The following is a 20,969-nucleotide window of genomic DNA, read 5'->3' on the forward strand; positions in this document are numbered from 1 at the left end:
CGTGGACCGAGCAGCAGCGCATTCAGTTCGCCAACTCGTTCGACAACATCGTCGCCGTCGATGGCAACACGAATGCGGCCAAGAACGACCACGGGCCAGCCCTGTGGCTGCCATCGAACGCCGACTACGTGTGCACCTACGTCGCCCGCTACACGGAGATCGTCGACACCTGGCACCTCGCGGTCGACGAAGCCGACCGCGGTGCGCTCGTGGACACGCTCTCAACCTGCGCTGCCCAGCAAGCCAGCGACGAGAGCGGGAGCATGTCGTGAAGCCGCTACGAACCCGCGTGGGATCTCGCCGCGCGCGCCTGACGCTTGGCCGCGCGAGCGCGGTCTACGACCTCGTTCGCATCCGTCGTGTCGACACCGAGGGTGCGCCTGATCACCTCGAGCTCGGCGTCGGTCCAGCGGGTGCGCCCTCGCATCCGCTCACCGAACGTGACGACGTTCAAGCCGAGCAGGTCGATCAGAGCCGCCTGCGTGGGAACCTCGGGCGCCCCCGCCCCGTCCGCGATCGCCGCCCGCAACCGCTCCGCGAAAGCCGCATCGCGCGCCAGTCCCGGCATCAGTCGCGGCCGGCGGCCGCGCTGCGAGGGCGCCCTGCGCGCGCGCTCCTGCGCGAATGCGTCGATCGCGGCCTCGTCGTAGAGCGGGGAGTTGCCTTCTATGGCAACCGGCTCGGGGAGCAGAGGACCCTCCTGGCCGGCTCTGCGCAGCTTGTTGCTGATGGAGCGCATCTTGTAGACCGCGACGACGGACACGCCGAGCTTCTCGGCGACGTCCGCCGTGGTGAGGTGCCGTCCGGTCATCAGCGCTCCTCTCAGCTGGATGAATATAACCACTTTCGCGGTTACGGCGCGCCGCGGCAACCAGACCCAACTTGGTTGGGGATGCTGGGGCGCATGGCTAACAAGGACGCGGACGCCATCCGTGAGGAGCTCCGTCGCATCGGCCAGCAGCTCGCGCAAGCGGACGAGCTGCGCGAACGCCGCGGCAAAGTCGTCGACGAGGCGCGCGCGGCCGAGCTGACCCAGCGAGAGATCGCCCTCCTGCTGGGGATGACCGAGGAAGGGCTGCGGAAGGCGCAGAAGTCCTACCACGGACGCGGGCGCTCTTACGGCGGCCGCCTCGCGTCCTAGCGACCCCGCCAGACCTTCATGGAGCGCCCGTCGACTGCGAAATCTGATTGCAATTTTCAAGCACTCTTGACTAATATAACCTGACGAATGAGGGGGTGAGATGGACGAGCTGAACTACCGACCCAAGCCGTGGACGCCGAAGGACGTGCCCACGATCTGGGTCGACCAGACCACCGGGCAAGGCGTCACCGACGCCGGCACGCCCGTTCGCCCCGTCATCGGCGAGCGCCGCAAGAACCCCAACCTGACGGACCTGCTCGACACGGCTGCCTCGTACGGCGCTAACCGCATCATGCTGACCGGGAAGCGCCCCGAGCCTGCGCCTGGCGTGCGGCACTGGCTGTACGTCCAGACCCCGAACTGGAAGCCCGGAGCCCACTGGGTCAACAACGGCCCGCCCACCGGTCGGTTCGAGCACGCGGTCACCGGCTTCAAGATCGAAGTCCGCACCGCGGAGGAGTGGTTCGGCGACGGGCCGCTGACCCCTGCCCAGGCTCGTCTGGCCTGGAACGTCACCGCGTCGATCATTCGCCACGCCGACGAGAACGCGCGCCTGTTCAACAGCCCTGCCGCCACCGGAACGAACCTGTGGGCGCTGTCGCTGCCGAAGAACATCAACCCCGTGCCGGTCGAAGACGACATCGCCCAGGAGATCCACTTCACCTCGGGCCTGCACCACTACGACCACCTGGTCGCGGGGGAGTCGTTCGCCAAGCACGAGGACTGCGTCCCGCTGATCGACCCGGCCAAGACGAAGAAGATCAGCGAGTTCGCCTACGTCGACGGCCGGTTCATGTTCGCCGGCGTCGGGCGCGAGCTCGGTATCGGCCCCGCGATCCGGCTGAACCAGGCCGCCGCGTACGAGCTGCTCGAGCAAGACCCCTACGCGCGCGCCCGCTTCCACGTGCGGTTCCGCGTCCCTCAGGGCTGGAACCACGTTGGCCTGCTCGGTGTGAAGCACCTGGACGTTCGCGAAGGCTGGTTCTATCCGAACCGGCCCGGAGCGGTGCACGACACCTGGGCCGACGGCAGCGAGATCCACGTCGCCCTCAAGCACGGGTGGGAGATCCGCCCTCACGAGGCCGTGGTGTTCCGCAAGGCCAAGCCTCTAGACACCTTCACCGAGCGCATGACGCGCGCCCGCGAGCGAGTCCAGCTGCAGGACGAGATGCACCCGGACCTGCGCCGCGCTGTGCTCGCCGCGCTGCGGAACATCATGCTGCACTCGATCGGTGCATTCGCCGCCGCGGGCCGCGACGAGACCCGCGTCGCCGCGTCGCCCGATGACGTCCCGCCCGAGTACAGGGCCAAGATGCTGCGACAGGGCAACCTCTGGATCTATCGCATCCCGTCGCGCCCGAACGACCGCACCCGAAGCTTCTACCACCCGGAGCTCGCCGCCCAGGTCTGGGGTCGCGCACGCGCTCGCGTCCTCCACGGCCCCAGCTCCCTCGGCGGCTACACCTCCGGTGCTCTCACGGTCGACCCCTCGACGCTCATCGGCATCCAGGGTGATGCGATCTACACGACCAAGCTGCCGGCGTGGTCCCTGCCGGACCGGTTCATCGGCGGCGGCGACGACGGCAAGACCGGGCGCCTGCGCCTGCAGGGCTACCTCAACGGATCCTTCATCACGCCGGAGACGCTGCGGCAGCGTGACGCGCTGAAAGCACGTGCCGAGCGGGCCGGCATCGCCAAGGCGCTCGAGCAGGCAGAGGAGAAGGGCTGATGGCTGACCAGCAGCGCACCGCCCAAGACCTCATCCGCGATCTGCGGCGCAAGGGCATCAGCACGGCCGAGATCGCCGAGGAGCTGCACCGCTCGCCTCGAATGGTCCGCAAGATCCTCAACGGCGAAACCAGCGGCGCCCTCTACCGCCAGGCGCTCCAGGAGCTCGCTGACACCGGACGCCTCACCCACGTCCCGCCGCGGCGCCGGCGCAAGGACGGCTCGATCGCCCCCGTGCGAGGCAAGGCCGGCGCCAAGCCCGTCATCCCCGAAGACCTCAGCGGCACCTACGTTGAGGGTCGCCAGGGTGGTCGGCTGCGCGTCGACGTGGCATACGCCACCGGGGGCGACCGGTACATCGAGATGCGCATCCCCAAGGGCCGCACCGCGAAGGGCCGCGAGCAGGCGAACGCCGAACTGATCAAGCAGGTCCGCAACGCCGCCAAGGGCCAGTCCCACGACAAGCAGAAGCAGATCACCGCCCACCTGACCTTCTCCAACGGCCGCGTGATGGAGGTCAACTCGTACAACGCCTCGACGATGCTCAAGCGCATCCACGAGAACGGCGGCGACGCCCTCGGCTGGTTCCGCGAAGAGTCGAAGAACCGATACGTGAACCTCGACACCAGCCGCGACACCATCACCGGCGTCACCCTCAACGTCGTCAGCACGGCCAAGACGACCGAGTACCAGAGGCAGGCCGAGCGCGGCCGCACTCGCCGCCCCCGCTCGCTGTCGCCGGCGGAGCTCATCAGCATGGAAGAGAAGCGGCGCATCGAGGAGCGCCGCGCTCGCCGCCGTGGAAACCGAGGAGGTGGTCAGTGACCATGGCCGCCCCGAAGAAGCCCACAGCTGCAGCGAAGCCCCGCGCACGCAAGGCCGCGCCCCCCGCTGAGGAAGTCACCAGCGACGTCGACCAGGCAGCGACGTCCGAAGCACCCGCACGCGCACCTCGCGCAAGCCAGAAGCCGGCAGCGGCGAGCGCGACGCCTCCTGAGTCGGCCGAGGCGGAGACGCCACCGCCGGCGAAGAAGAAGCGGGGGCCCTACAACGTCGTCTACGTCCAGAAGAAGCCCGTCTCGATCCGTCTCCCCGACGACGCGCTTGAACTGATGGACTGGGCCAAGCAGGATGCAGCCAGCCGCGGCGACCGCCTCACCAAGGACGAGATCGTCACCGTTGCGCTTCGCGCCTACTGGGGCCGCAAACGGCGCCGCGGGTAATGACCGTCTCCTGAGCTGCTGGCAGGGAAGTCGAGATGAGTGAAACTAACGGGCCGGCCGAGTTGCCGGTCTACTCGATCGCCGAGGCATTCGTGAAGCGATCCGGAATGTATATCGGGCAGCCCGTCACGTTCGAGCGAGTGCACACGTTCCTGCTCGGTTTCGAAACGGCGATGTTGTACGTTCGCGACGAGCTCGCGCGCGATCGCAATGCGTTTCAGCCCGTGGGCGTGCTCGGTCAGTTCCGGGAGCAGCTGCGATCCGAGGGGCGGCTCAGGTGGGACTCCTGGTCCCTGACGATCGTGGCGGAAGCGATCGGCTGGACTGGCGACGAGCCTCCGGCGATCGACGATCTGACCGAAGAGCAGCACCTCGAGGCAGTCCGGGACCTTCTCCCGTTGCTCGAGAAGGTCTTTGCCCTCCCCGCGGAGCTTGTCACCTCGCTCCGTGACTCCGCCTGAGAAGGGTAGGCACCCCACCGCTGTCGGTGTGTCGTCCCGCCCATCGAGTTCGAGAACGCGTTCTATGCTGTGCGGCGATGATCAACCTGACCGCCACCGTCCCGCTTGGACCGCTGACAGAACTTGTCGGACGATCCCTCTCGGCGACTGGGAGATGGGTCAACTCATCCGGTAGCGCCTACCTGTCATATCCATCACTCAGAGGATCCTGACCCGGACGAACGATCGCAGTCGCTCGAGGGCAAAGGACCCGTGCGGATGTCGCGCGTCACACCTCGACCTCGAACGGCAACTTTCGCAGTGTCGTCGCGGAAATCCCGGTGCTCTTGTACATCCGGGCGTGGGCGTACTGGATCTCCGGCAGCAGATCGATGCGGCCGATCGCCTCCAGCATGATCTCGTCGGCCTGACCGGTGAGATGACGCAGTTCGGGGATCGCGTACCCGCCCACGTACTTCCCGGAGTTGAGATCCCAGGAGCGCACGGCCGGCAGCGCCTCCTCGATCCTCTCGCCGAGCTCCACCAGAGCATCGAACGTGTCCTGCCCGTAAGCGTGCGGGGAGAATGGGATCTGCGACATCGTGCCCTTGGTGACGTTGAAGCAGTCGCCCGTGAACGTCCACCACAGGAACGCCAGCCGCGACGCCGCGATCGCGCTGGCCGCGAGCTGGTCCTTCCGGTTCTGAACGAACAGCTTCCCCTCGTTGAGGGGCACCGTGGCGTGCGTGGTCTTGTCGTAGGTGACCGGCGGCACCGTGTACGTGCTCAGGAAGTACGTGGCGGTCTTCTTGAAACCGACGGAGTAGTCGCTCACACGGACAAGCGGCGTCGAGGAGATCGTGCCCTTCGCAAGCAGCGTGTCGATCAGCTCGAACATCGCGTCGCTGCTGGCGCGCATCCAGTTCGGGGTCCGCGAGCCGGCGGGCCGAAGCGAATACCGCAGTGTCGCCATCAGATGCGGACGGAACGCCTCGATCCAGCTGTGGGTGAGCGTCGTGTGCAGCTCGGAGACGCTGCCATACCCGGCGGCGGTGATGATCGTGCTGCGCACCTTCACCTGGAACAGGGCAGCCGGGCGTTCCTGGAAGGTGCTCACCCAGATCGCATCGAACCGCCGCTCGTAGAACTTCCGCAGTGACTCGTCGCGATCGGCGAACTGGCTGCGGATGGGAACGATCAGGCTGAGCCGGCCATCCGGGCGCGTGATCTGCGCCGAGCGCTCGCAGCAGGAGGCGTAGATGTCGTCGACGTTGTCTGTCTCGAAGCCGGTGATGCGGTAGCTGAGCTCGCGCCGGTTGACGTAGGGTGGGTTGCCGATGACGACGTCGAAGCCGCCCTGATTGGGGTGTGACACGTCGCCCCGCACCGGCAAGAAGCGCGGCCCGTACAATGTCCAGCGCATCGAAAAACACCCCGCGACCTTCCGACTACCTCCGGACGTCTTCGAGTACATCAACCAGGCACGCGACGAAGCCGCGGCCCGTGGTGATCGCCTCACCAAAGACGAAGCGATCACCATGGCAGTCCGCGCGTTCTGGGGCGGCAAGCGCCAGCGCCGCCGCTGATCACCACACCGACATAACCGACGAAAAGAACTCTGGAGGCATCTGATGAGCCGTCGATCTATGCTCGAGCAGGAAACCGATCCGCTACACCCCGCGCGGATGCTACCGCGCACCTGAGACGAACGCGCGGTCCTTCACCGAGGATGGCTACATCTCGACATGATCAACCGAGGCAGCGAGAAGATTTCGTGCGAAGAGGTGGAGGACCTCGTCTACCGCTATGACAGCTTCGATCTAGCGGCCGCCGTCGCGATGCTCGACCCCGTGTTCAGCGAGCGGGTATGCGTCTACGTGAGTCTCAAGGAGGGCGGCCCGCTCGGGCTCGAACGGATCCGCGCCGCCATGGAGTCCGCCGGGGTGGCTAAGCATAAGCACCCCGAGCGGCTGATCGCCGTCGACGACATGCCCCTCACCAAGGTAGGCAAGATTGACAAGAGGGAGCGGAGAGGGCTTTGCCCGCCGCGACAGCGCCTAATGGGGCAGACGCTCAGCGCCCGCGCCGCCACGCGAGCCAGTGGCGGATGCTCTCCTCGAGCGCGTGCAATAGAGGCAACATCACCCAGATGACGCACGCGACGGTCAGTGGCGTCGTACATAGGATCTGGAGGTACGGCGGCAGGCCGGTCAGGAGCGGAGCGATGAAGTAGGCGTTGAACATGGCAGGCGGTACCAGCGCGATCCACACTAAAATCGCCGTCCACCACCGCGGGCGCGCGGGACCGGCCGTCGGGATTGCACCGGTGAGGGCGTCCGGAGTCAGTGGACGGGCCTGCCCGATCGTGAGCGGCACGGCCTGTTGCAGGTGCGCCTGCCGCTCCTTACTGTCCTCCCACCGGATGAGGTCATGGGGGGAAGCGAACGTGATCTCGACGACAACCTGGCGCCGGTGCCGTTCCGAGACTCGGACCTTCGACTCCCGGTAGCCGGGGAACGACTGGGCCCGGCCGGTGAAACCATGCGCCCACTCGGTGAGATCGTCCAGCCGCCCGGGGACGGCTGTGCGCGCCACCCGAGCCGTGACCGTGAGGTTATCTGGTTGCATGGTGTCCTCCCGGGGCAGAGGAAGCCCCGTCTCCCAGCGTATTGCGCCGATGACGCGGCACTGAACAGCTTCCGACCATCGGGGTCCGGATCAATAGCGCGAAATAGTGCTCTTCCGAGCAGTGGAGTGTCACCGCCACTGCCGCCTCACGCAGGATGGAAAGTTGAAAGACCTGGATCGACGGGGAGGTCATTTGCACGAGGCGTTTCGCTTGCTGCGGGAAGAAAGGCTCAAACGAGGCCGATACCATCGCCGAGCGACGGTGTATCACCCGGACGTAGAAGAGGTCGACCAGCTCTACGGTGTCCGGCTTCAGCTGGAGTCCTTAGGCGCGCGCCGGACGGTGGACGGATGCTGCGCTCCGAGATCGGCGCTTCGCGCGAGTACGGGACGCTAATGGATGCGGCGCTGGCAGTCGGTGACATGGGCGCCTGGCTGGTGGCGCACCACGCGTTCCTCCGCTGCTGCGTCGCGCGTGCAGACATCCCGTTGGGGCGGGTAGTGGACTCCTACCCGGAACGCTGCTTACACATCTATCAGGGCCGCGTCCGTTTGAGTGGTGGTCTTTCGCTTCGTTGCGATGATCAGCTGTCGTTAGTTTAGGCGGCGGTGATCTCGGGGAGTATCACCGCCTCGTCGATGGTGGGGGTGGTCGCGGTGAGCTCGGTCATGGAGGCTTCGGAGAAGTAGCGGCGGTCGGCGGCTTCCCATTCGTCGTGTTGCTCGACGAGGACGGAGCCGGCCAGGCGGAGCAGGGCGGCGTTGTTCGGGAACACGCCAACGACGTCGGTGCGGCGCTTGATCTCCCGATTGAGGCGTTCCAGCGGGTTCGTGGACCAGATCTGTCGCCAATGCCGGGCGGGGAACGCTTTGAACGCGAGGATGTCGTCACGGGCGTCGGTGAGCATCACGGCGGTCTTGGGGTGGACGCGCTCGATCATGCGCACGACTTCGTCGAACTGGGCATCGATGTGCTCGGCGTCGGGTTGGGCGAAGATCGTGCGGATCACGCTGGCGACCATCTCCTGCCGGCCCTTCGGGAGGGCGGTCAGGACGTTGCGCATGAAGTGGACGCGGCAGCGCTGCCAGGCGGCGCCCTGCAACACGGTCGCTGCGGCCTTCTTCAGTCCGGCGTGGGCGTCGGAGATCACCAGCTTCACCCCGCCCAGACCTCGTGTCTTCAACGAGCGCAGGAACTGCTTCCAGAACTCCTCGGTCTCGCTGTCTCCGACATCGAAGCCCAGCACGACCCGCCGCCCGTCAGCGGCGACGCCGATCGCGACGACGACCGCCTGGGACACGACACGGTGGTCGATGCGGACCTTGCAGTAGGTCGCGTCGAGGAACACGTAGGGGTAGGCGATGTCAGACAGCGAGCGGTCGCGGAACGATGCGACCTCGGCGTCGAGCCCTTGGCAGATGCGGGACACCTCGGACTTCGAGATGCCAGTGTCAGCGCCGAGCGCTTTGACGAGGTCATCGACCTTCCGGGTTGAGACGCCGTGGAGGTAGGCCTCCATCACGACCGCGAACAAGGCTTGGTCGACCCGGCGGCGCCGCTCCAGCAGCGACGGGAAGAACGACCCCTGCCGCAACTTCGGGATCCGCAACTCCAGATCCCCAGCCGTGGTCGACAGCACCCGCGGCCGGGAACCGTTGCGGGTAGTCGTGCGCTCGCTCGTGCGCTCGTAGGGGGCGGCGCCGATGAATGCGGCTGTCTCCGCGTCGATCAGCTCCTGGTAGAGCCGCTCGGTCGCGGCTCGGATGCGGTCGGTGGTGCCGGTGAGCTTCAGTTCCCCGAGCAGCTCGAGGAGGGCAGACTGGTCAAGAGCCATCGTGCGGTGTCGTCTTTCTGTGTGAGTTCTTGGTCGTTCTCACTGACCATCGCACGATGGCTCACCCCGTCGCGGTCACGACGCCGCGGGCCCGAAAGACCACCACCCCGCGGGACTCCAGGTCTATCAGTTGTGGCACCCGCAGTCGTTCGCCATCGCTCATCGCGAGTACGAGGCCGTCCTCGAGTCGATCGTCAGGCGTCCGACGCCCAGGGGATCGATCTGTCGCCGCTGGCGACCCACGAGTTCGCCTTCGACGATGCCGCCGCCGCCTTCGAGCAGTCCCGCGACGCGTCCAGCAGCCTGAAGGTCCTGCTCCGACCGTAGAGCGCCTGGGCCGTCGGGGCCGTCACAGGGAGCCACGCGGGCGGCGTGGGGTGGCACGGGCTGCAGTGGCACCGCGGAGACGATCCTCCCGCCTGTCGGGTCGGCATCGGAGCGCGCGGTGCAGGAGGAGCGCGCCCACGTTGCAAGTAAGCTTTCTGCCGTGCAGAATCGACAGCTCGGGTCGCCGGGCGATCCACCCCAGTATCCGATCGAGTCGGTCGACAACGCGCTGAAGCTGATCCTGCTGCTGGGTGAGGAGCACGAGCTGCGGCTCACGGACGCCGGTGCCCTCCTCGGGGTGGCGACCTCGACCGCGCACCGACTTCTCGCGATGCTGGCATGGCGCGGCTTCGTGCGGCAGAACCCGGTGACCAAGGCTTACGGCCCTGGCCCGGCGCTGACGACGGTGGCCTTCTCGGTGCTGCGCAGGATGGATGTCCCGAGACTGGCGCAGCCGATCCTCGAGGACCTCAGCGCCGCCCTCGGTGAGACCTGCCACCTGGGCACGCTCGAGGGCAACCATGTCCGATTCCTCGCCGTTGCCGAGCCCGATGTGGCCGTGCGCGTGGTTTCGAGACTGGGCAAGACCCTGCCGGCGCATTGCACCTCGACCGGCAAGGCGCTGCTTGCCGAGCTGAGCGACGAGCAGCTCTTCCGGCTGTACCCGGACGAGCAGCTCGAGATCGTCACACCGAACTCCATACGTTCCCGAGACGAACTCGTCGCCGAACTGGTTCGGACACGACTGGACGGTTATGCCGTGAATCGGCAGGAAAGCGAGGACGGCGTGGCGAGCGTCGCGGTCCCGGTCCACGTCTCGTCGGGACTGCGACTGGCGATCAACGCCTCCGCGCCCGTGCAGCGGTTACCGCCGGGCAAGGTCAAGTCCCTAGCGCGGTCACTGCAGGACGCCGCGATCCGCCTCGCCGAACTGTTGGGGTGAACCGGCCCGGGTCGTCGTAGCGCCCATGGATGCGCTGCGCACGCGAACACGCCGCTGATGAGCGTGGCTGCGGGAGCGACCGACCCGCCGCCGTGGGCCTCAGTGCCCGTTGGCCGGATCGTCCGGGTCGCGGGCGGCTTCTTCGCCTTGATCCAGCCCACTCAGCGTCGCCATATCCTCCGAGCTGAGCGTGAAATCGAAGACGTCGATGTTCTGCGCGAGATGCTTCTCATCGCCGGCGCGCGGGACGGGAACGATCCCTTCCTCGATGTGCCAGCGCAGTAGGACCTGTGCGGGCGACTTGTCATACTTCGACGCGATCGCGGTCACCGCGGGATCGGACAGCAGGGCTCCTCCGCGTCCGAGCGGGCTCCACGCCTCGGTCAGGATGCCGTGAGCGCGCTGGAAGCTGCGCTGTTCGACACGGGCGATGTCGACGCTGAGCTGGATCTGATCGACGTCGGGGACGACACCGGTCGCGTCGACGACGCGCTGAAGGTGGTGAGACTTGAAGTTGGAGACGCCGATCGCCTTCACTCGTCCCTCTTCGAGCAGTCTCACCAGACCCTTCCACGCTTCGACGTATCGGTCGAGGGCCGGAACCGGCCAATGGATCAGGAACAGATCGAGGTAGTCGACGCGAAGGGTCTTCAGCGATCGGTCGTACGCGCGCTGCACTCCCTCGACGCTGTGGTCCTCCTTGTTGAACTTGCTCGTGATGAAGACCTCGTCACGAGGGATGCCCGATGCACGCAGACCGGCACCGACGGCCTCCTCATTCGCGTACTTGTACGCCGTATCGAACAGGCGGTAACCGTAGCCGACCGCCTTCTCGACCATCGTTGCGCACTCGTCTCCCGTGAGTGGCCACGTGCCCACCCCGATTCGCGGGATGCGGTGACCGTGCAGGAGGGGGAGGGTGGTGTCGTCAGCTCTCATCGGGCGGCCGCCTTCGCCGGAGCCGTGCTCGAGGGCTCGAGGAGGGCGCGCAGCCGATGTATCAGCTCGTCCGCCTTCGCTCGCGAGGCGACCGAGCGGCGGGCGTCGACGAGGGCACGCGGCCAGTTCACGATGACGGCACCTTCGGCCTGCCCTTGGCTCTCGCCGTACACGACGGCGAAGCGGTCCTGCGCAGGGTCGCCCACCATCGTCCAGTGATCAGATCCGGTATGCCCGACGATCTGGATCTTCCAGTCGTACTGGTCGCTCCACACATACTCCGTCGGGTCGTAGCTGCGCAGGTCATCCGGGTGAGCGATGTTATGCGCGACAATCAGCGCCTGATCCGTCGCGCTCGTCCAGTGCTCCAACCGGATCGGGTCGGGATGCCGTCGGTTCATGAATCGTGCCACGTCGCCGATCGCATACACGTGGGAGACGCCGACGGCGGCAAGCGTGCCTTCGCAGACGACACCGTTATCCAGCGCGAGGCCCGACGACTCGAGCCACTCCGTGTTGACGACCGCTCCGATACCGAGCAGGACAGCGTCGACATCCAGCGTCGCGCCATCGGTGAGCGTGACCTGGACGCGGTCACCCGTGCGCTCGACGTTCTCGACGGAGACGCCGAAGCGTAGCTCAGCACCCTCCCTGCGGTACTTCTCCGCGAAGATACCGCCCACTTCCATATTCATCGCCCGGCCCATCGGAGCACCGATCGGTTCGATGATGGTGACCTTGACACCGGCCGCAAGCGCTGTGGCGGCCGCCTCGGCGCCGATGAATCCGGCGCCGACCACCGCGAGGTGGCGGCCCGGAACGAGCTCCTTGCGCAGCTCGTCGGCATCGGCGCGGGTACGCAGCACGTGGACGCCGGGAGTGGAAGCCCACGGGGTTCGGCGAGCTCGGGCACCCGTCGCGATGACGAGGATGTCGTAGGTCAGCTCGCTGCCGTCGGCGAGCGTCAGCGTCTTGCCGGCAGGATCCAGCTCGGTCGCGGCGACGCCGAAACGGGTCTCGACCCGCAGGCCTTCGAGCGCTTCCGCCGTCGTCAGCGCGATCTCCGGGTCGGATGCGGCGCCGCTGAGGTACTTCTTCGACAGCGGGGGACGGTCGTAGAGGGGATGGCTCTCCTGGTCCACCAGCGTGATCGCGCCGGTGAACCCCTCCGAACGAAGATTCTGTACGAGCTTGACTCCGGCGACGGAAGCACCGACGACGACGACGTGAGACATGCGAATCGGCTCAACCCTCGACAGACAGCGCCGAGACCGGGCAGCTTCGGGCGGCTTCCTCGACGCGAGTGCGCTCCGCGTCCGGCACCTCGAGCTGCAAGAGCACGACCTTGCCGTCGTCGTCGATGTCGAAGTAGTCTCCCGCGGCCACGACGCAGTTCGCGTAGCCCTGGCAGAGGGAGAGGTCAGCCTTCACCGTGGCCATGGTCATTCCTCGTTGATGATGGGTCGGGGTCGGGGAACACGGGCGCGTACGGCGACCCGATCATCGCTGAGAACGTCTGGACGGTCTGCCAGGTGAGCGCCTCCAGCTCGAGCGGGTCGAGTGCGATCCATTGTCCGGATTTCGGAGAGTCGATGAGCAGACGCGTCCCGTTGCGGGTCTCGACCCGGCTCACCGTGATCTCAGAGAACTCGTTGGCGATCGTGAGCGGCTCGCCGACGGTGCGCGCGACCAAACGTGCGCGCTCCTCGGCGGCGGCGATCGCGGCGGCCCGATCGACGTCGGCGCCTTCCCACTCCAGGGTCACAGGAAGATCGCCAGGTTCTGGGTGCGCAGCACCGACTCGTCGACGAGGATGACGCGGCGCGCGAGCTTGTACTCGCCTCCGACGTCACGGAACACATCCTCCCGGTGGGCGGAGATGATCGACGGCTCGTTCACGTCTCCTCGGCTGCGGAACAGCAGCATCGCGGAGTCGGCGAGCACCTCGCCGGGCACGTCGGTCTCGAACACCCGCACGTTGGTCACGAAGTGACGCAGCCGGGACGGAGGGTCCTCGGTCCAGGCATGCTCGGTAAGGAACCGTGCGACGCGCCGGCTGAGCGAGTACTTGTTCTCGTCCCAGTGCGCCATCCCGGGGGACGTGCTGAAGGGCGTGCCGAGTGCGGTGGTCACGCGGACGGGCATGACGTAGTGGATGTCTTCCGTCAGCATGTCCAGCCAGCTCTCATACCGCTGCTGGTCGAGAGTGTAGGCCTCTTCGACGAGCCAGCGATGGATCGTGGCGTGCAGCTCGCTCGTGAAGGGCAGGGACGAGCCCACCCGGTCGGCGAGGGTTGACGACTTGCGAAGCCGGGAGACTTCGGAAACTGCCTTGCCGGTCTCCTCGATCATCGGACCACCTTCTGACCATTGTTCGTGATGCCCGCAGGTCGGGGCTCGACATCCAGTGGCGGCTCGCCGCCGATCGACAGGGCACGGAAGTCGACGCCCTCGTACTCCGACTCCAGGTAGTCCGCCCAGCGGTGGAGCAGATGGCGCTGGTTGTACTCGCCGTAGCCCACGTGCGCGACGCCGGGGCCGGCGAACTGGTCGGGGCCGAGCGGCTCGACGACCGGCGATCCATCCTTGAGGATGCCCATGCGGCTGTTCAGGAGCAGGCGCCGCGCCATTGATCCCTTCGCCGTGTTCGTGAGCGAGACCCAGTTCTCCACGTCGTCCTGCTCGAACATGCCCGTCGACCCGAAGCACATCAGGTAGGCCTTGTACGACAGTGCCTTGAACTCCTCCGGAGCCTCAGCGTCGACCGCGAACCAGGAGTACACCTCGGTCTCGTCCTCGCTGATCGGAAGCCACGTCCGGATGGAGATGAACGGGAGCACGTCCTCGTCCGAACCCTCCTCGACCTTGGGCCAGTTGTGGACGAAGGACATGTTCGGGAAGAGCGAGGCCGCGGAGATCATGAACCCGTCGCGGCCGATGACATCGAGCTGCTCCTGAGACCAGGTCGCCTTCATCCGCTCGACCATCTCGTCCGGGTAGCCGACGTACCGCAGCCGCTCCTCGAGCGTGCCCGGCGGGAGCTTGTAGGTCGTGCCGCCTCCGTTGCCGGCCCAGTATGTGTTGCCGTCCTTGCGCTTCTCGGCCTTCGGCTCGCGGAACAGCCCGATCTCGACGACCGAGGTGTGCGTCTGGGGCGTGTGGTACATGTCGCCGGCGAAGTTCTCGGCGCCGATCTTCCAGTTCGCCTTGACGCGCCACCGCTGCGGGCCCCGGAGCTCGATGCCGCTGGGGCTCTGCCGGGTGTAGTAGTCGAGATAGAACTTGAAGTCGCCGATGTAGTCCTCGAGGCTCGGCGCATCCGGGTCCATGCTGATGAAGATCAGGCCGTTGTACATACCGAGGTTCGGCGCCGGCAGGAGCCGTGCGCCCTTTCGGCTGAACCCGGCCTCGCCGCCGTAGGCCTCCTCGTGGAAGGGGAGTCCGACGATGCGTCCGTCGTTGCGGTAGGACCACCCGTGGTACGGGCAGCGGAAGTGCGAGGCGTTCCCCATCTCGGCCCGGCAGACCTGCATGCCGCGATGCAGGCACATGTTGAAGTGGGCGCGGATCTCACCCTTCTCGTCGCGGACGATGATGAACGAGTCGTCGAGTATTCGCCGGACGACGTAGTCGCCGGCCTGAGGAATCTCGGACTCGTGGCCCACGAACAGCCAGGCGCGGCTGAAAAGGTTCTTTCGTTCGCGCGCGAAGATCTCCGCGTCGTTGTAGATGTACGCCGGTATCATTCCGCGACGGATCTCGTCGTAGATCGTCATGCTGGAAGTGCTCATCGTCGCGCCTATCCGTAGTGTAATGCTTCGACACCGCTCCGACGTCGCACGTCGAAGCGGGCCGAGGCATAGTTTCTGATGTGCAGAAATTGATTCTGCCACACACGCGCGCCTTACGTCAAGTGGGCCCGAGGAAGGCCTTCGCGGCCGCGCTCGGAGGAGGAGGCGATGCGTCGCGGCTGCGAGGACCATCCTCCCGTCCCAGAGGGTGGGCATGCTCCTCTGGAACACAGAAACCGCTTCTGCTGGAAACGAGGAGTCAATGATGAGCCCGTCGACCGATGTCGCAGACCGGGAATGGACCGTCACTCTCGATGGCAAGCCGTGGGCCAGTGCCGCGCGCTACGAGGTCGAGAACCCCACGACCGGGCGTCCCCTGACCTCCGCCCCCGACCTCTCCGAGGAGGAGGTCGGGCGCGCGGTGGCGGCGGCGCAGGCTGCGCAGCCGGCCTGGGGCGCGATGCCGCCCCGAGCCCGGGCCGCCGTGATCCGGCAACTCGCTGCGACGATCCGAGAGCACCGTGAGGAGCTCGCCACTCTCGACGCACTGGACGGCGGGTTCACCCTCTCGATGATGAGGGGCGATGTGGACGCGGCGGCGGAACTCATGGAGATCTTCGCCGACATGGCGCTCGACCTCGGTGGCCGGACGATTCCGGTGAGCACGAACCTCCACTACACCATGCAGGTGCCCTACGGAGTGGTCGCGCGTATCGGTGCGTTCAACCATCCCTTCTTCTTCGCGGCGGCGAAGGTCGCCGCGCCCCTCGTCGCCGGCAACGCCGTGGTCCTCAAGGCCCCGGACCAGACGCCGCTGTCTTCGTTGCGCCTGGCCGAGCTCGCGGTCGGGATCCTCCCGGACAATCTGTTGATCACCGTCAGCGGTCGCGGCGCGGTGACCGGACGCGCGCTGGTGCGTCATCCCGAGGTCCGCCGGATCGGTTTCATCGGGTCCACCGCGACGGGGCAATCGATCCAGCGGGATGCAGCCGAGACCGGAGTCAAGCACGTGTCGCTCGAACTGGGCGGAAAGAACGCTCAGATCGTCTTCGCCGACGCCGATTTGGAGGCGGCTGCGGCCGGTGCCGTCGCGGGTATGAACTTCACGTGGGTCGCCGGACAGAGCTGCGGCTCGACGAGCCGCCTGCTCGTGCACTCCTCGGTGGCCGACGAAGTGATCGGCCGGGTCGCCGAGCGCATGGCCGCGATCCGGGTGGGAGACCCGCTGGACCCGTCCGTGGACATGGGCCCGCTCGTGTCGGAGGCACAGTTCCAGAAGTCCATCAGCGCCATCGCCGAAGGCAGGAAGGCGGGTGCCACCGTGGCGACGGGCGGCGGCCGTCCCGCCGGCCTCGATGAGGGGTGGTTCGTCGAGCCGACGCTGCTCACCGGTGTCAGCCCCGGGTCGTTCGTCGAGCAGAACGAGATCTTCGGCCCCGTCCTCTCCGTCACCACCTTCGACGCCGACGAGGAGGCCGTACGGATCGCCAACGGCGTCCAGTACGGGCTCACCTCGAGCATCTGGACGCGCGACGTCACGCGCGCCCACGTCGTCGCCCGGCAGATCGAGGCCGGCTACATCCTCGTCAACAGTGGCAGCCGGCACTTCTGGGGACTGCCGTTCGGAGGGGTGAAGGCTTCGGGGATCGGCCGCGAGGAGTCCCTCGACGAACTGATCTCGTACACCGAGACGAAGACCGTGACCGTTCTGCTCTCGTAGGGGGGCAGCGCTGCGCGCTGTACGTCGTCGCAGCAAGCGCGGCGCGATCCATGCCGGCGGTGCTGGGAGGCGCTGTTCCCGTCAGCCTCGGGCAAACCCCGTCGAGGCGAAGGCCGCCTGCAGGGATGCCTGGGCGCCGAAAACGTTCCCCGGGCCATCACAGAGGCGACACAGCAGTACACGAAGTGGTCGGCTGAGATCCCCCGGGCGGAGCGGCTTCCGGAGTTCCTCGAGCGAGCGTTCCAGATCGCTTCCACCCCTCCCTACGGTCCGGTGCACCTCGGCATTCCGATGGACTTTCTGGAAGAGGAGATCGAGTTCACCCCGGGACCGGTGACCGAGTATCTGCATGAGGCGCTCGATCCGGATGCGGTAGAGCGTCTCGCCCAGATTCTCAGGACGGCGGCCAGTCCGGTCATCGTGGTGGGGACAGAGGTCGCGCGGTACGGTGCGATTGCCGCGCTGGAAAGGCTCTCCGACCTGGTGGACGCGTCCGTGCTCGGGGAGATCAAGGGCGCCGACCTCGCCTTCCCGAACACCAATCCGAGGTACGTCGGCAAGCTGACCGCATCGAGCCCTGCACTGGAGGGCGCAGACGTCGTCGTCCTCCTCGGCGCCGAGCTCACCGAGGGGCTGGCGATGCCCCTGCCGGATTTCGGTGACAGCCTCGTGGTGCAGGTCACCGTGGACCCGCTCGCTCTGCGCCGGCAGTACGCAGGTCAGGTCGGCATCCTCAGCCACCCCGGGCGCCTGCTCGATGCGGTCGCCGATCGCCTCGCTGAAGGCGGAGCGGTACCCGTGAGCTCGGGCGGGCGGGTGCGAGGGCTCAGAGAGCGCTGGGAAGCGGGCCGCGAAGCCTTGCGGTCGCGCCTGCTCGGCGAGGCTGATGGCGCGGTATCGGCGGCCCACATCGCGGACCTCATCCATCGCCTCGGCGGCTCCGAGACGATCGTCGTCAACCAGTGCGGATCCGCGGAGGGCTTCATCGACACACTCGTCGACTATGGCGCACCGTGGACGTATTTCGGCCTCTCGGGGAAGGCGAGTGCTCAGGGTTGGGGCGCGCCGGCGGCGGTCGGCATCCAGATGGCTCGTCCCGATCGTCGAGTGATCGCCGTCCTCGGCGATGGCGGGTTCATGTTCAACTCCACAGCGATCCACACCGCTGCCGCGTACGACGTTCCGGTCGTCTACCTCGTCCTCGACAACGGGGGCTGGCGGGACGTCGCGACCGTGACGGGAGCGATGGGCAGCTCGCTCGGAGAGCCCGGCGCAGAGGATGCGATGCGCTGGACCTTCCGGCCCCCGATCGACCACGCATCGTACGCCCGAAGCCTGGGACTGAAGTCTTGGCGGGCGTCCAACCCGGAGGAGCTCGAGAGCGCGTTCGCCGCCGCGTTCGCCGAGGATGGGCCGACGCTGATCCAGGTCGCGTCTGCGATGGGCGATGTCCGGGTCTTCGGGCAGGCGTTCGCGTGAGATGTCGAGCAGGAGTGACAGCGCCGTATACGGTGAGTGAGCCGCGTGTTCGGGCTGACAGCGACACGTACGTCTGCAGTAGGGAGCGATGAAGGATGTCAACTGGTGATCGACTAGGGGTTCGAGAGGATCTCGTCGATGCGAATCGCATTCTCGTCCGCCACGGCATCCTCGATGCTTTCGGCCACGTGAGCGTCCGTGACCCCGACGACCCGAGCAGGTTCCTCATCTCCAGAAACCTGGCCCCCGGCCTCGTCACGCCCGACGACATTCAGGTGATCGGATTGGACGGGACGACCGCGGACGACAGACCGAGCTATCTCGAACGATTCATCCACGGCGAGATCTACCGGGCACGCGCCGATGTCCAGGCCGTTGTCCACAGCCACTCCGCGTCGATGGTGCCCTTCAGCATCTCCAGGACGCCTCTGCAGGCGGTGTGGCACATGGCGGGCTTCCTCGGCGAAGCGGTCCCGGTCTTCGAGATCCGTGACAGCGTCGGGTCCTCCAGCGACCTGCTGATCCGCAGCGGTTCGCTCGGCGCGGACCTTGCTGCGACCCTCGGGGGCGCGGCGGTCGCACTCATGCGAGGACACGGATTCGTCGCCGTGGGCGACTCGATCCCGCAGGCGGTCGCCCGCGCGGTCTACGCGGACCTCAACGCCCGAGCACAGGTGACGGCCGGTCAGCTCGGCGGCTACACCGCCCTCACCGCAGAAGAGGGCGCCGCGGCCGCGGAATCCAACAACGGGCAGCTCACGAGGGCCTGGGAGATCTGGAGAGCCAACGCCAGGCGCGGGGAGAGCGTCTGAAAGCGCGCCTCCTCCAGGCGCGCTGAGCAAATCCGCCCGCTCGCGGCCGGCGCGTCATCGCGTCGGCGAAGCCGGCCGTTCGCCCCTGGTGGGGCGGTCCGGCATGCCGGCACACGCCGCCCGCGCCTAACGGCTCGCGCCATGTTGTGTATCTGACACACACAACAGTAGTAGGGGGGGTCGGACATTTGACGGGCCGGGGGGTGGACACGGGAGCGCCCCGCCGGATCGTCTCGGCGGGGCGCTCGGGTGCAGCGTTATCGCGCCGTCCACCACCGCGGGCGCGCGGGACCGGCCGTCGGGATTGCACCGGTGAGGGCGTCCGGAGTCAGTGGACGGGCCTGCCCGATCGTGAGCGGCACGGCCTGTTGCAGGTGCGCCTGCCGCTCCTTACTGTCCTCCCACCGGATGAGGTCATGGGGGGAAGCGAACGTGATCTCGACGACAACCTGGCGCCGGTGCCGTTCCGAGACTCGGACCTTCGACTCCCGGTAGGGCCGCGTCCGTTTGAGTGGTGGTCTTTCGCTTCGTTGCGATGATCAGCTGTCGTTAGTTTAGGCGGCGGTGATCTCGGGGAGTATCACCGCCTCGTCGATGGTGGGGGTGGTCGCGGTGAGCTCGGTCATGGAGGCTTCGGAGAAGTAGCGGCGGTCGGCGGCTTCCCATTCGTCGTGTTGCTCGACGAGGACGGAGCCGGCCAGGCGGAGCAGGGCGGCGTTGTTCGGGAACACGCCAACGACGTCGGTGCGGCGCTTGATCTCCCGATTGAGGCGTTCCAGCGGGTTCGTGGACCAGATCTGTCGCCAATGCCGGGCGGGGAACGCTTTGAACGCGAGGATGTCGTCACGGGCGTCGGTGAGCATCACGGCGGTCTTGGGGTGGACGCGCTCGATCATGCGCACGACTTCGTCGAACTGGGCATCGATGTGCTCGGCGTCGGGTTGGGCGAAGATCGTGCGGATCACGCTGGCGACCATCTCCTGCCGGCCCTTCGGGAGGGCGGTCAGGACGTTGCGCATGAAGTGGACGCGGCAGCGCTGCCAGGCGGCGCCCTGCAACACGGTCGCTGCGGCCTTCTTCAGTCCGGCGTGGGCGTCGGAGATCACCAGCTTCACCCCGCCCAGACCTCGTGTCTTCAACGAGCGCAGGAACTGCTTCCAGAACTCCTCGGTCTCGCTGTCTCCGACATCGAAGCCCAGCACGACCCGCCGCCCGTCAGCGGCGACGCCGATCGCGACGACGACCGCCTGGGACACGACACGGTGGTCGATGCGGACCTTGCAGTAGGTCGCGTCGAGGAACACGTAGGGGTAGGCGATGTCAGACAGCGAGCGGTCGCGGAACGATGCGACCTCGGCGTCGAGCCCTTGGCAGATGCGGGACACCTCGGACTTCGAGATGCCAGTGTCAGCGCCGAGCGCTTTGACGAGGTCATCGACCTTCCGGGTTGAGACGCCGTGGAGGTAGGCCTCCATCACGACCGCGAACAAGGCTTGGTCGACCCGGCGGCGCCGCTCCAGCAGCGACGGGAAGAACGACCCCTGCCGCAACTTCGGGATCCGCAACTCCAGATCCCCAGCCGTGGTCGACAGCACCCGCGGCCGGGAACCGTTGCGGGTAGTCGTGCGCTCGCTCGTGCGCTCGTAGGGGGCGGCGCCGATGAATGCGGCTGTCTCCGCGTCGATCAGCTCCTGGTAGAGCCGCTCGGTCGCGGCTCGGATGCGGTCGGTGGTGCCGGTGAGCTTCAGTTCCCCGAGCAGCTCGAGGAGGGCAGACTGGTCAAGAGCCATCGTGCGGTGTCGTCTTTCTGTGTGAGTTCTTGGTCGTTCTCACTGACCATCGCACGATGGCTCACCCCGTCGCGGTCACGACGCCGCGGGCCCGAAAGACCACCACCCCGCGGGACTCCAGGTTGGAATCCGGGTTCGCAACGCCCGAGACCTTCACACGCGCGTTCGTGCAG

23 protein-coding genes are annotated in these 20,969 nt (G+C 67.0%); 12 read left to right on the forward strand and 11 right to left on the reverse strand.

Annotated elements, in window-relative coordinates; all coding sequences use genetic code 11:
* On the forward strand, window positions 1–272 hold a 272-nt coding region (locus ABC271_RS18500; protein ID WP_412926276.1), incomplete at its 5' end, for a GmrSD restriction endonuclease domain-containing protein.
* 5 nt (window positions 273–277) lie between these two features.
* Here the strand turns inward: ABC271_RS18500 and ABC271_RS18505 are convergent.
* Window positions 278–811: a helix-turn-helix transcriptional regulator gene (locus ABC271_RS18505; RefSeq protein WP_005050761.1), complete on the reverse strand. Its 534-nt coding sequence runs from the start codon at window positions 809–811 to the stop codon at window positions 278–280.
* Between the two features lie 93 nt (window positions 812–904).
* Between ABC271_RS18505 and ABC271_RS18510 the strand changes: the two genes are divergently transcribed.
* The 5 genes from ABC271_RS18510 (at window position 905) to ABC271_RS18530 (ending at window position 4,553) form a co-directional block, all read left to right on the forward strand.
* On the forward strand, window positions 905–1,141 hold the full coding sequence (locus tag ABC271_RS18510) for a hypothetical protein (RefSeq protein ID WP_043340519.1): 237 nt from the start codon (window positions 905–907) through the stop codon (window positions 1,139–1,141).
* A gap of 100 nt (window positions 1,142–1,241) precedes the next feature.
* Window positions 1,242–2,870, forward strand: a complete 1,629-nt coding sequence (locus ABC271_RS18515) for a hypothetical protein (protein WP_005050756.1) — start codon at window positions 1,242–1,244, stop codon at window positions 2,868–2,870.
* Entirely contained in the window at window positions 2,870–3,694 is an 825-nt protein-coding gene (locus tag ABC271_RS18520) for a hypothetical protein (RefSeq protein ID WP_047801722.1), read from the forward strand. The genes ABC271_RS18515 and ABC271_RS18520 overlap by 1 nt, the downstream gene beginning before the upstream one ends.
* The gene (locus tag ABC271_RS18525; RefSeq protein WP_005050751.1) at window positions 3,691–4,092 is read left to right on the forward strand and encodes a hypothetical protein; all 402 of its coding nucleotides are present in this window, start codon (window positions 3,691–3,693) and stop codon (window positions 4,090–4,092) included. The genes ABC271_RS18520 and ABC271_RS18525 overlap by 4 nt, the downstream gene beginning before the upstream one ends.
* Before the next feature lie 35 nt (window positions 4,093–4,127).
* Entirely contained in the window at window positions 4,128–4,553 is a 426-nt protein-coding gene (locus ABC271_RS18530; protein ID WP_005050749.1) for a hypothetical protein, read from the forward strand.
* 268 nt (window positions 4,554–4,821) lie between these two features.
* Here ABC271_RS18530 and ABC271_RS18535 read toward each other — a convergent pair whose 3' ends face one another.
* On the reverse strand, window positions 4,822–5,907 hold the full coding sequence (locus ABC271_RS18535; RefSeq protein ID WP_039712022.1) for an SAM-dependent methyltransferase: 1,086 nt from the start codon (window positions 5,905–5,907) through the stop codon (window positions 4,822–4,824).
* On the opposite strand from ABC271_RS18535, the gene ABC271_RS18540 reads away from it, so the two are divergent.
* Together ABC271_RS18540 and ABC271_RS18545 are read left to right on the forward strand one after the other, a co-directional pair.
* Window positions 5,894–6,118 carry a hypothetical protein gene (locus tag ABC271_RS18540; protein ID WP_039712023.1) on the forward strand — a complete coding sequence of 75 codons (225 nt, stop codon included), beginning with the start codon at window positions 5,894–5,896 and terminating at the stop codon, window positions 6,116–6,118. The two genes, ABC271_RS18535 and ABC271_RS18540, sit on opposite strands and share 14 nt — an antisense overlap.
* Window positions 6,119–6,277: 159 nt before the next feature.
* On the forward strand, window positions 6,278–6,685 hold the full coding sequence (locus tag ABC271_RS18545) for an AMP-binding enzyme (protein ID WP_005050745.1): 408 nt from the start codon (window positions 6,278–6,280) through the stop codon (window positions 6,683–6,685).
* On the opposite strand, the gene ABC271_RS18550 is transcribed toward ABC271_RS18545, so the two are convergent.
* A complete protein-coding gene (locus ABC271_RS18550; protein WP_005050743.1) occupies window positions 6,606–7,160 on the reverse strand; it encodes a putative antibiotic biosynthesis monooxygenase in 555 nt (184 codons plus the stop codon). The genes ABC271_RS18545 and ABC271_RS18550 overlap by 80 nt on opposite strands.
* Before the next feature lie 599 nt (window positions 7,161–7,759).
* Window positions 7,760–8,995, reverse strand: a complete 1,236-nt coding sequence (locus ABC271_RS18555; RefSeq protein WP_046746337.1) for an IS256 family transposase — start codon at window positions 8,993–8,995, stop codon at window positions 7,760–7,762.
* 487 nt (window positions 8,996–9,482) lie between these two features.
* On the opposite strand from ABC271_RS18555, the gene ABC271_RS18560 reads away from it, so the two are divergent.
* Window positions 9,483–10,265 carry an IclR family transcriptional regulator gene (locus tag ABC271_RS18560; protein WP_039712028.1) on the forward strand — a complete coding sequence of 261 codons (783 nt, stop codon included), beginning with the start codon at window positions 9,483–9,485 and terminating at the stop codon, window positions 10,263–10,265.
* A gap of 99 nt (window positions 10,266–10,364) precedes the next feature.
* Here ABC271_RS18560 and ABC271_RS18565 read toward each other — a convergent pair whose 3' ends face one another.
* Genes ABC271_RS18565 through ABC271_RS18590 form a run of 6 tightly spaced genes read right to left on the reverse strand, consistent with a single transcriptional unit; the run spans window position 10,365 to window position 14,995 of the window.
* On the reverse strand, window positions 10,365–11,204 hold the full coding sequence (locus ABC271_RS18565; protein WP_005050739.1) for an aldo/keto reductase: 840 nt from the start codon (window positions 11,202–11,204) through the stop codon (window positions 10,365–10,367).
* Window positions 11,201–12,439: an NAD(P)/FAD-dependent oxidoreductase gene (locus ABC271_RS18570; protein ID WP_062633832.1), complete on the reverse strand. Its 1,239-nt coding sequence runs from the start codon at window positions 12,437–12,439 to the stop codon at window positions 11,201–11,203. The genes ABC271_RS18565 and ABC271_RS18570 overlap by 4 nt, the downstream gene beginning before the upstream one ends.
* 10 nt (window positions 12,440–12,449) lie before the next feature.
* Window positions 12,450–12,644, reverse strand: a complete 195-nt coding sequence (locus ABC271_RS18575; RefSeq protein WP_062633830.1) for a ferredoxin — start codon at window positions 12,642–12,644, stop codon at window positions 12,450–12,452.
* Window positions 12,625–12,969, reverse strand: a complete 345-nt coding sequence (locus tag ABC271_RS18580; RefSeq protein ID WP_085603657.1) for a hypothetical protein — start codon at window positions 12,967–12,969, stop codon at window positions 12,625–12,627. The genes ABC271_RS18575 and ABC271_RS18580 overlap by 20 nt, the downstream gene beginning before the upstream one ends.
* The gene (locus tag ABC271_RS18585) at window positions 12,966–13,556 is read right to left on the reverse strand and encodes a 3-phenylpropionate/cinnamic acid dioxygenase subunit beta (protein ID WP_062633826.1); all 591 of its coding nucleotides are present in this window, start codon (window positions 13,554–13,556) and stop codon (window positions 12,966–12,968) included. The genes ABC271_RS18580 and ABC271_RS18585 overlap by 4 nt, the downstream gene beginning before the upstream one ends.
* The gene (locus ABC271_RS18590; protein WP_228164524.1) at window positions 13,553–14,995 is read right to left on the reverse strand and encodes a Rieske 2Fe-2S domain-containing protein; all 1,443 of its coding nucleotides are present in this window, start codon (window positions 14,993–14,995) and stop codon (window positions 13,553–13,555) included. Before ABC271_RS18590 ends, ABC271_RS18585 begins: the two co-directional genes overlap by 4 nt.
* Window positions 14,996–15,260: 265 nt before the next feature.
* Between ABC271_RS18590 and ABC271_RS18595 the strand changes: the two genes are divergently transcribed.
* From ABC271_RS18595 to ABC271_RS18605, 3 genes are all read left to right on the forward strand, one after another.
* On the forward strand, window positions 15,261–16,715 hold the full coding sequence (locus ABC271_RS18595; RefSeq protein WP_062633835.1) for an aldehyde dehydrogenase family protein: 1,455 nt from the start codon (window positions 15,261–15,263) through the stop codon (window positions 16,713–16,715).
* Window positions 16,716–17,006: 291 nt separating this feature from the next.
* Entirely contained in the window at window positions 17,007–18,194 is a 1,188-nt protein-coding gene (locus tag ABC271_RS18600; RefSeq protein WP_139833214.1) for a thiamine pyrophosphate-dependent enzyme, read from the forward strand.
* A gap of 95 nt (window positions 18,195–18,289) precedes the next feature.
* Entirely contained in the window at window positions 18,290–19,006 is a 717-nt protein-coding gene (locus tag ABC271_RS18605; protein ID WP_062633823.1) for a class II aldolase/adducin family protein, read from the forward strand.
* A 554-nt stretch (window positions 19,007–19,560) separates the two neighbouring features.
* Here ABC271_RS18605 and ABC271_RS18610 read toward each other — a convergent pair.
* A complete protein-coding gene (locus tag ABC271_RS18610) occupies window positions 19,561–20,796 on the reverse strand; it encodes an IS256 family transposase (RefSeq protein WP_046746337.1) in 1,236 nt (411 codons plus the stop codon).
* Window positions 20,797–20,969: the final 173 nt, after the last annotated feature.

Source organism: Microbacterium canaveralium (assembly GCF_047238045.1).
Lineage (GTDB): Bacteria > Actinomycetota > Actinomycetes > Actinomycetales > Microbacteriaceae > Microbacterium.

Excerpts from the sequence above, each read along its gene's own strand:
- ABC271_RS18505 (WP_005050761.1), bottom strand. The coding sequence starts at position 811 with ATGACCGGACGGCACCTCACCACGGCGGACGTCGCCGAGAAGCTCGGC.
- ABC271_RS18510 (WP_043340519.1), top strand. The coding sequence starts at position 905 with ATGGCTAACAAGGACGCGGACGCCATCCGTGAGGAGCTCCGTCGCATC.
- ABC271_RS18515 (WP_005050756.1), top strand. The coding sequence starts at position 1,242 with ATGGACGAGCTGAACTACCGACCCAAGCCGTGGACGCCGAAGGACGTG.
- ABC271_RS18520 (WP_047801722.1), top strand. The coding sequence starts at position 2,870 with ATGGCTGACCAGCAGCGCACCGCCCAAGACCTCATCCGCGATCTGCGG.
- ABC271_RS18530 (WP_005050749.1), top strand. The coding sequence starts at position 4,128 with ATGAGTGAAACTAACGGGCCGGCCGAGTTGCCGGTCTACTCGATCGCC.
- ABC271_RS18545 (WP_005050745.1), top strand. The coding sequence starts at position 6,278 with ATGATCAACCGAGGCAGCGAGAAGATTTCGTGCGAAGAGGTGGAGGAC.
- ABC271_RS18550 (WP_005050743.1), bottom strand. The coding sequence starts at position 7,160 with ATGCAACCAGATAACCTCACGGTCACGGCTCGGGTGGCGCGCACAGCC.
- ABC271_RS18555 (WP_046746337.1), bottom strand. The coding sequence starts at position 8,995 with ATGGCTCTTGACCAGTCTGCCCTCCTCGAGCTGCTCGGGGAACTGAAG.
- ABC271_RS18565 (WP_005050739.1), bottom strand. The coding sequence starts at position 11,204 with ATGAGAGCTGACGACACCACCCTCCCCCTCCTGCACGGTCACCGCATC.
- ABC271_RS18570 (WP_062633832.1), bottom strand. The coding sequence starts at position 12,439 with ATGTCTCACGTCGTCGTCGTCGGTGCTTCCGTCGCCGGAGTCAAGCTC.
- ABC271_RS18575 (WP_062633830.1), bottom strand. The coding sequence starts at position 12,644 with ATGGCCACGGTGAAGGCTGACCTCTCCCTCTGCCAGGGCTACGCGAAC.
- ABC271_RS18585 (WP_062633826.1), bottom strand. The coding sequence starts at position 13,556 with ATGATCGAGGAGACCGGCAAGGCAGTTTCCGAAGTCTCCCGGCTTCGC.
- ABC271_RS18590 (WP_228164524.1), bottom strand. The coding sequence starts at position 14,995 with ATGAGCACTTCCAGCATGACGATCTACGACGAGATCCGTCGCGGAATG.
- ABC271_RS18595 (WP_062633835.1), top strand. The coding sequence starts at position 15,261 with ATGAGCCCGTCGACCGATGTCGCAGACCGGGAATGGACCGTCACTCTC.
- ABC271_RS18600 (WP_139833214.1), top strand. The coding sequence starts at position 17,007 with ATGGACTTTCTGGAAGAGGAGATCGAGTTCACCCCGGGACCGGTGACC.
- ABC271_RS18605 (WP_062633823.1), top strand. The coding sequence starts at position 18,290 with ATGTCAACTGGTGATCGACTAGGGGTTCGAGAGGATCTCGTCGATGCG.
- ABC271_RS18610 (WP_046746337.1), bottom strand. The coding sequence starts at position 20,796 with ATGGCTCTTGACCAGTCTGCCCTCCTCGAGCTGCTCGGGGAACTGAAG.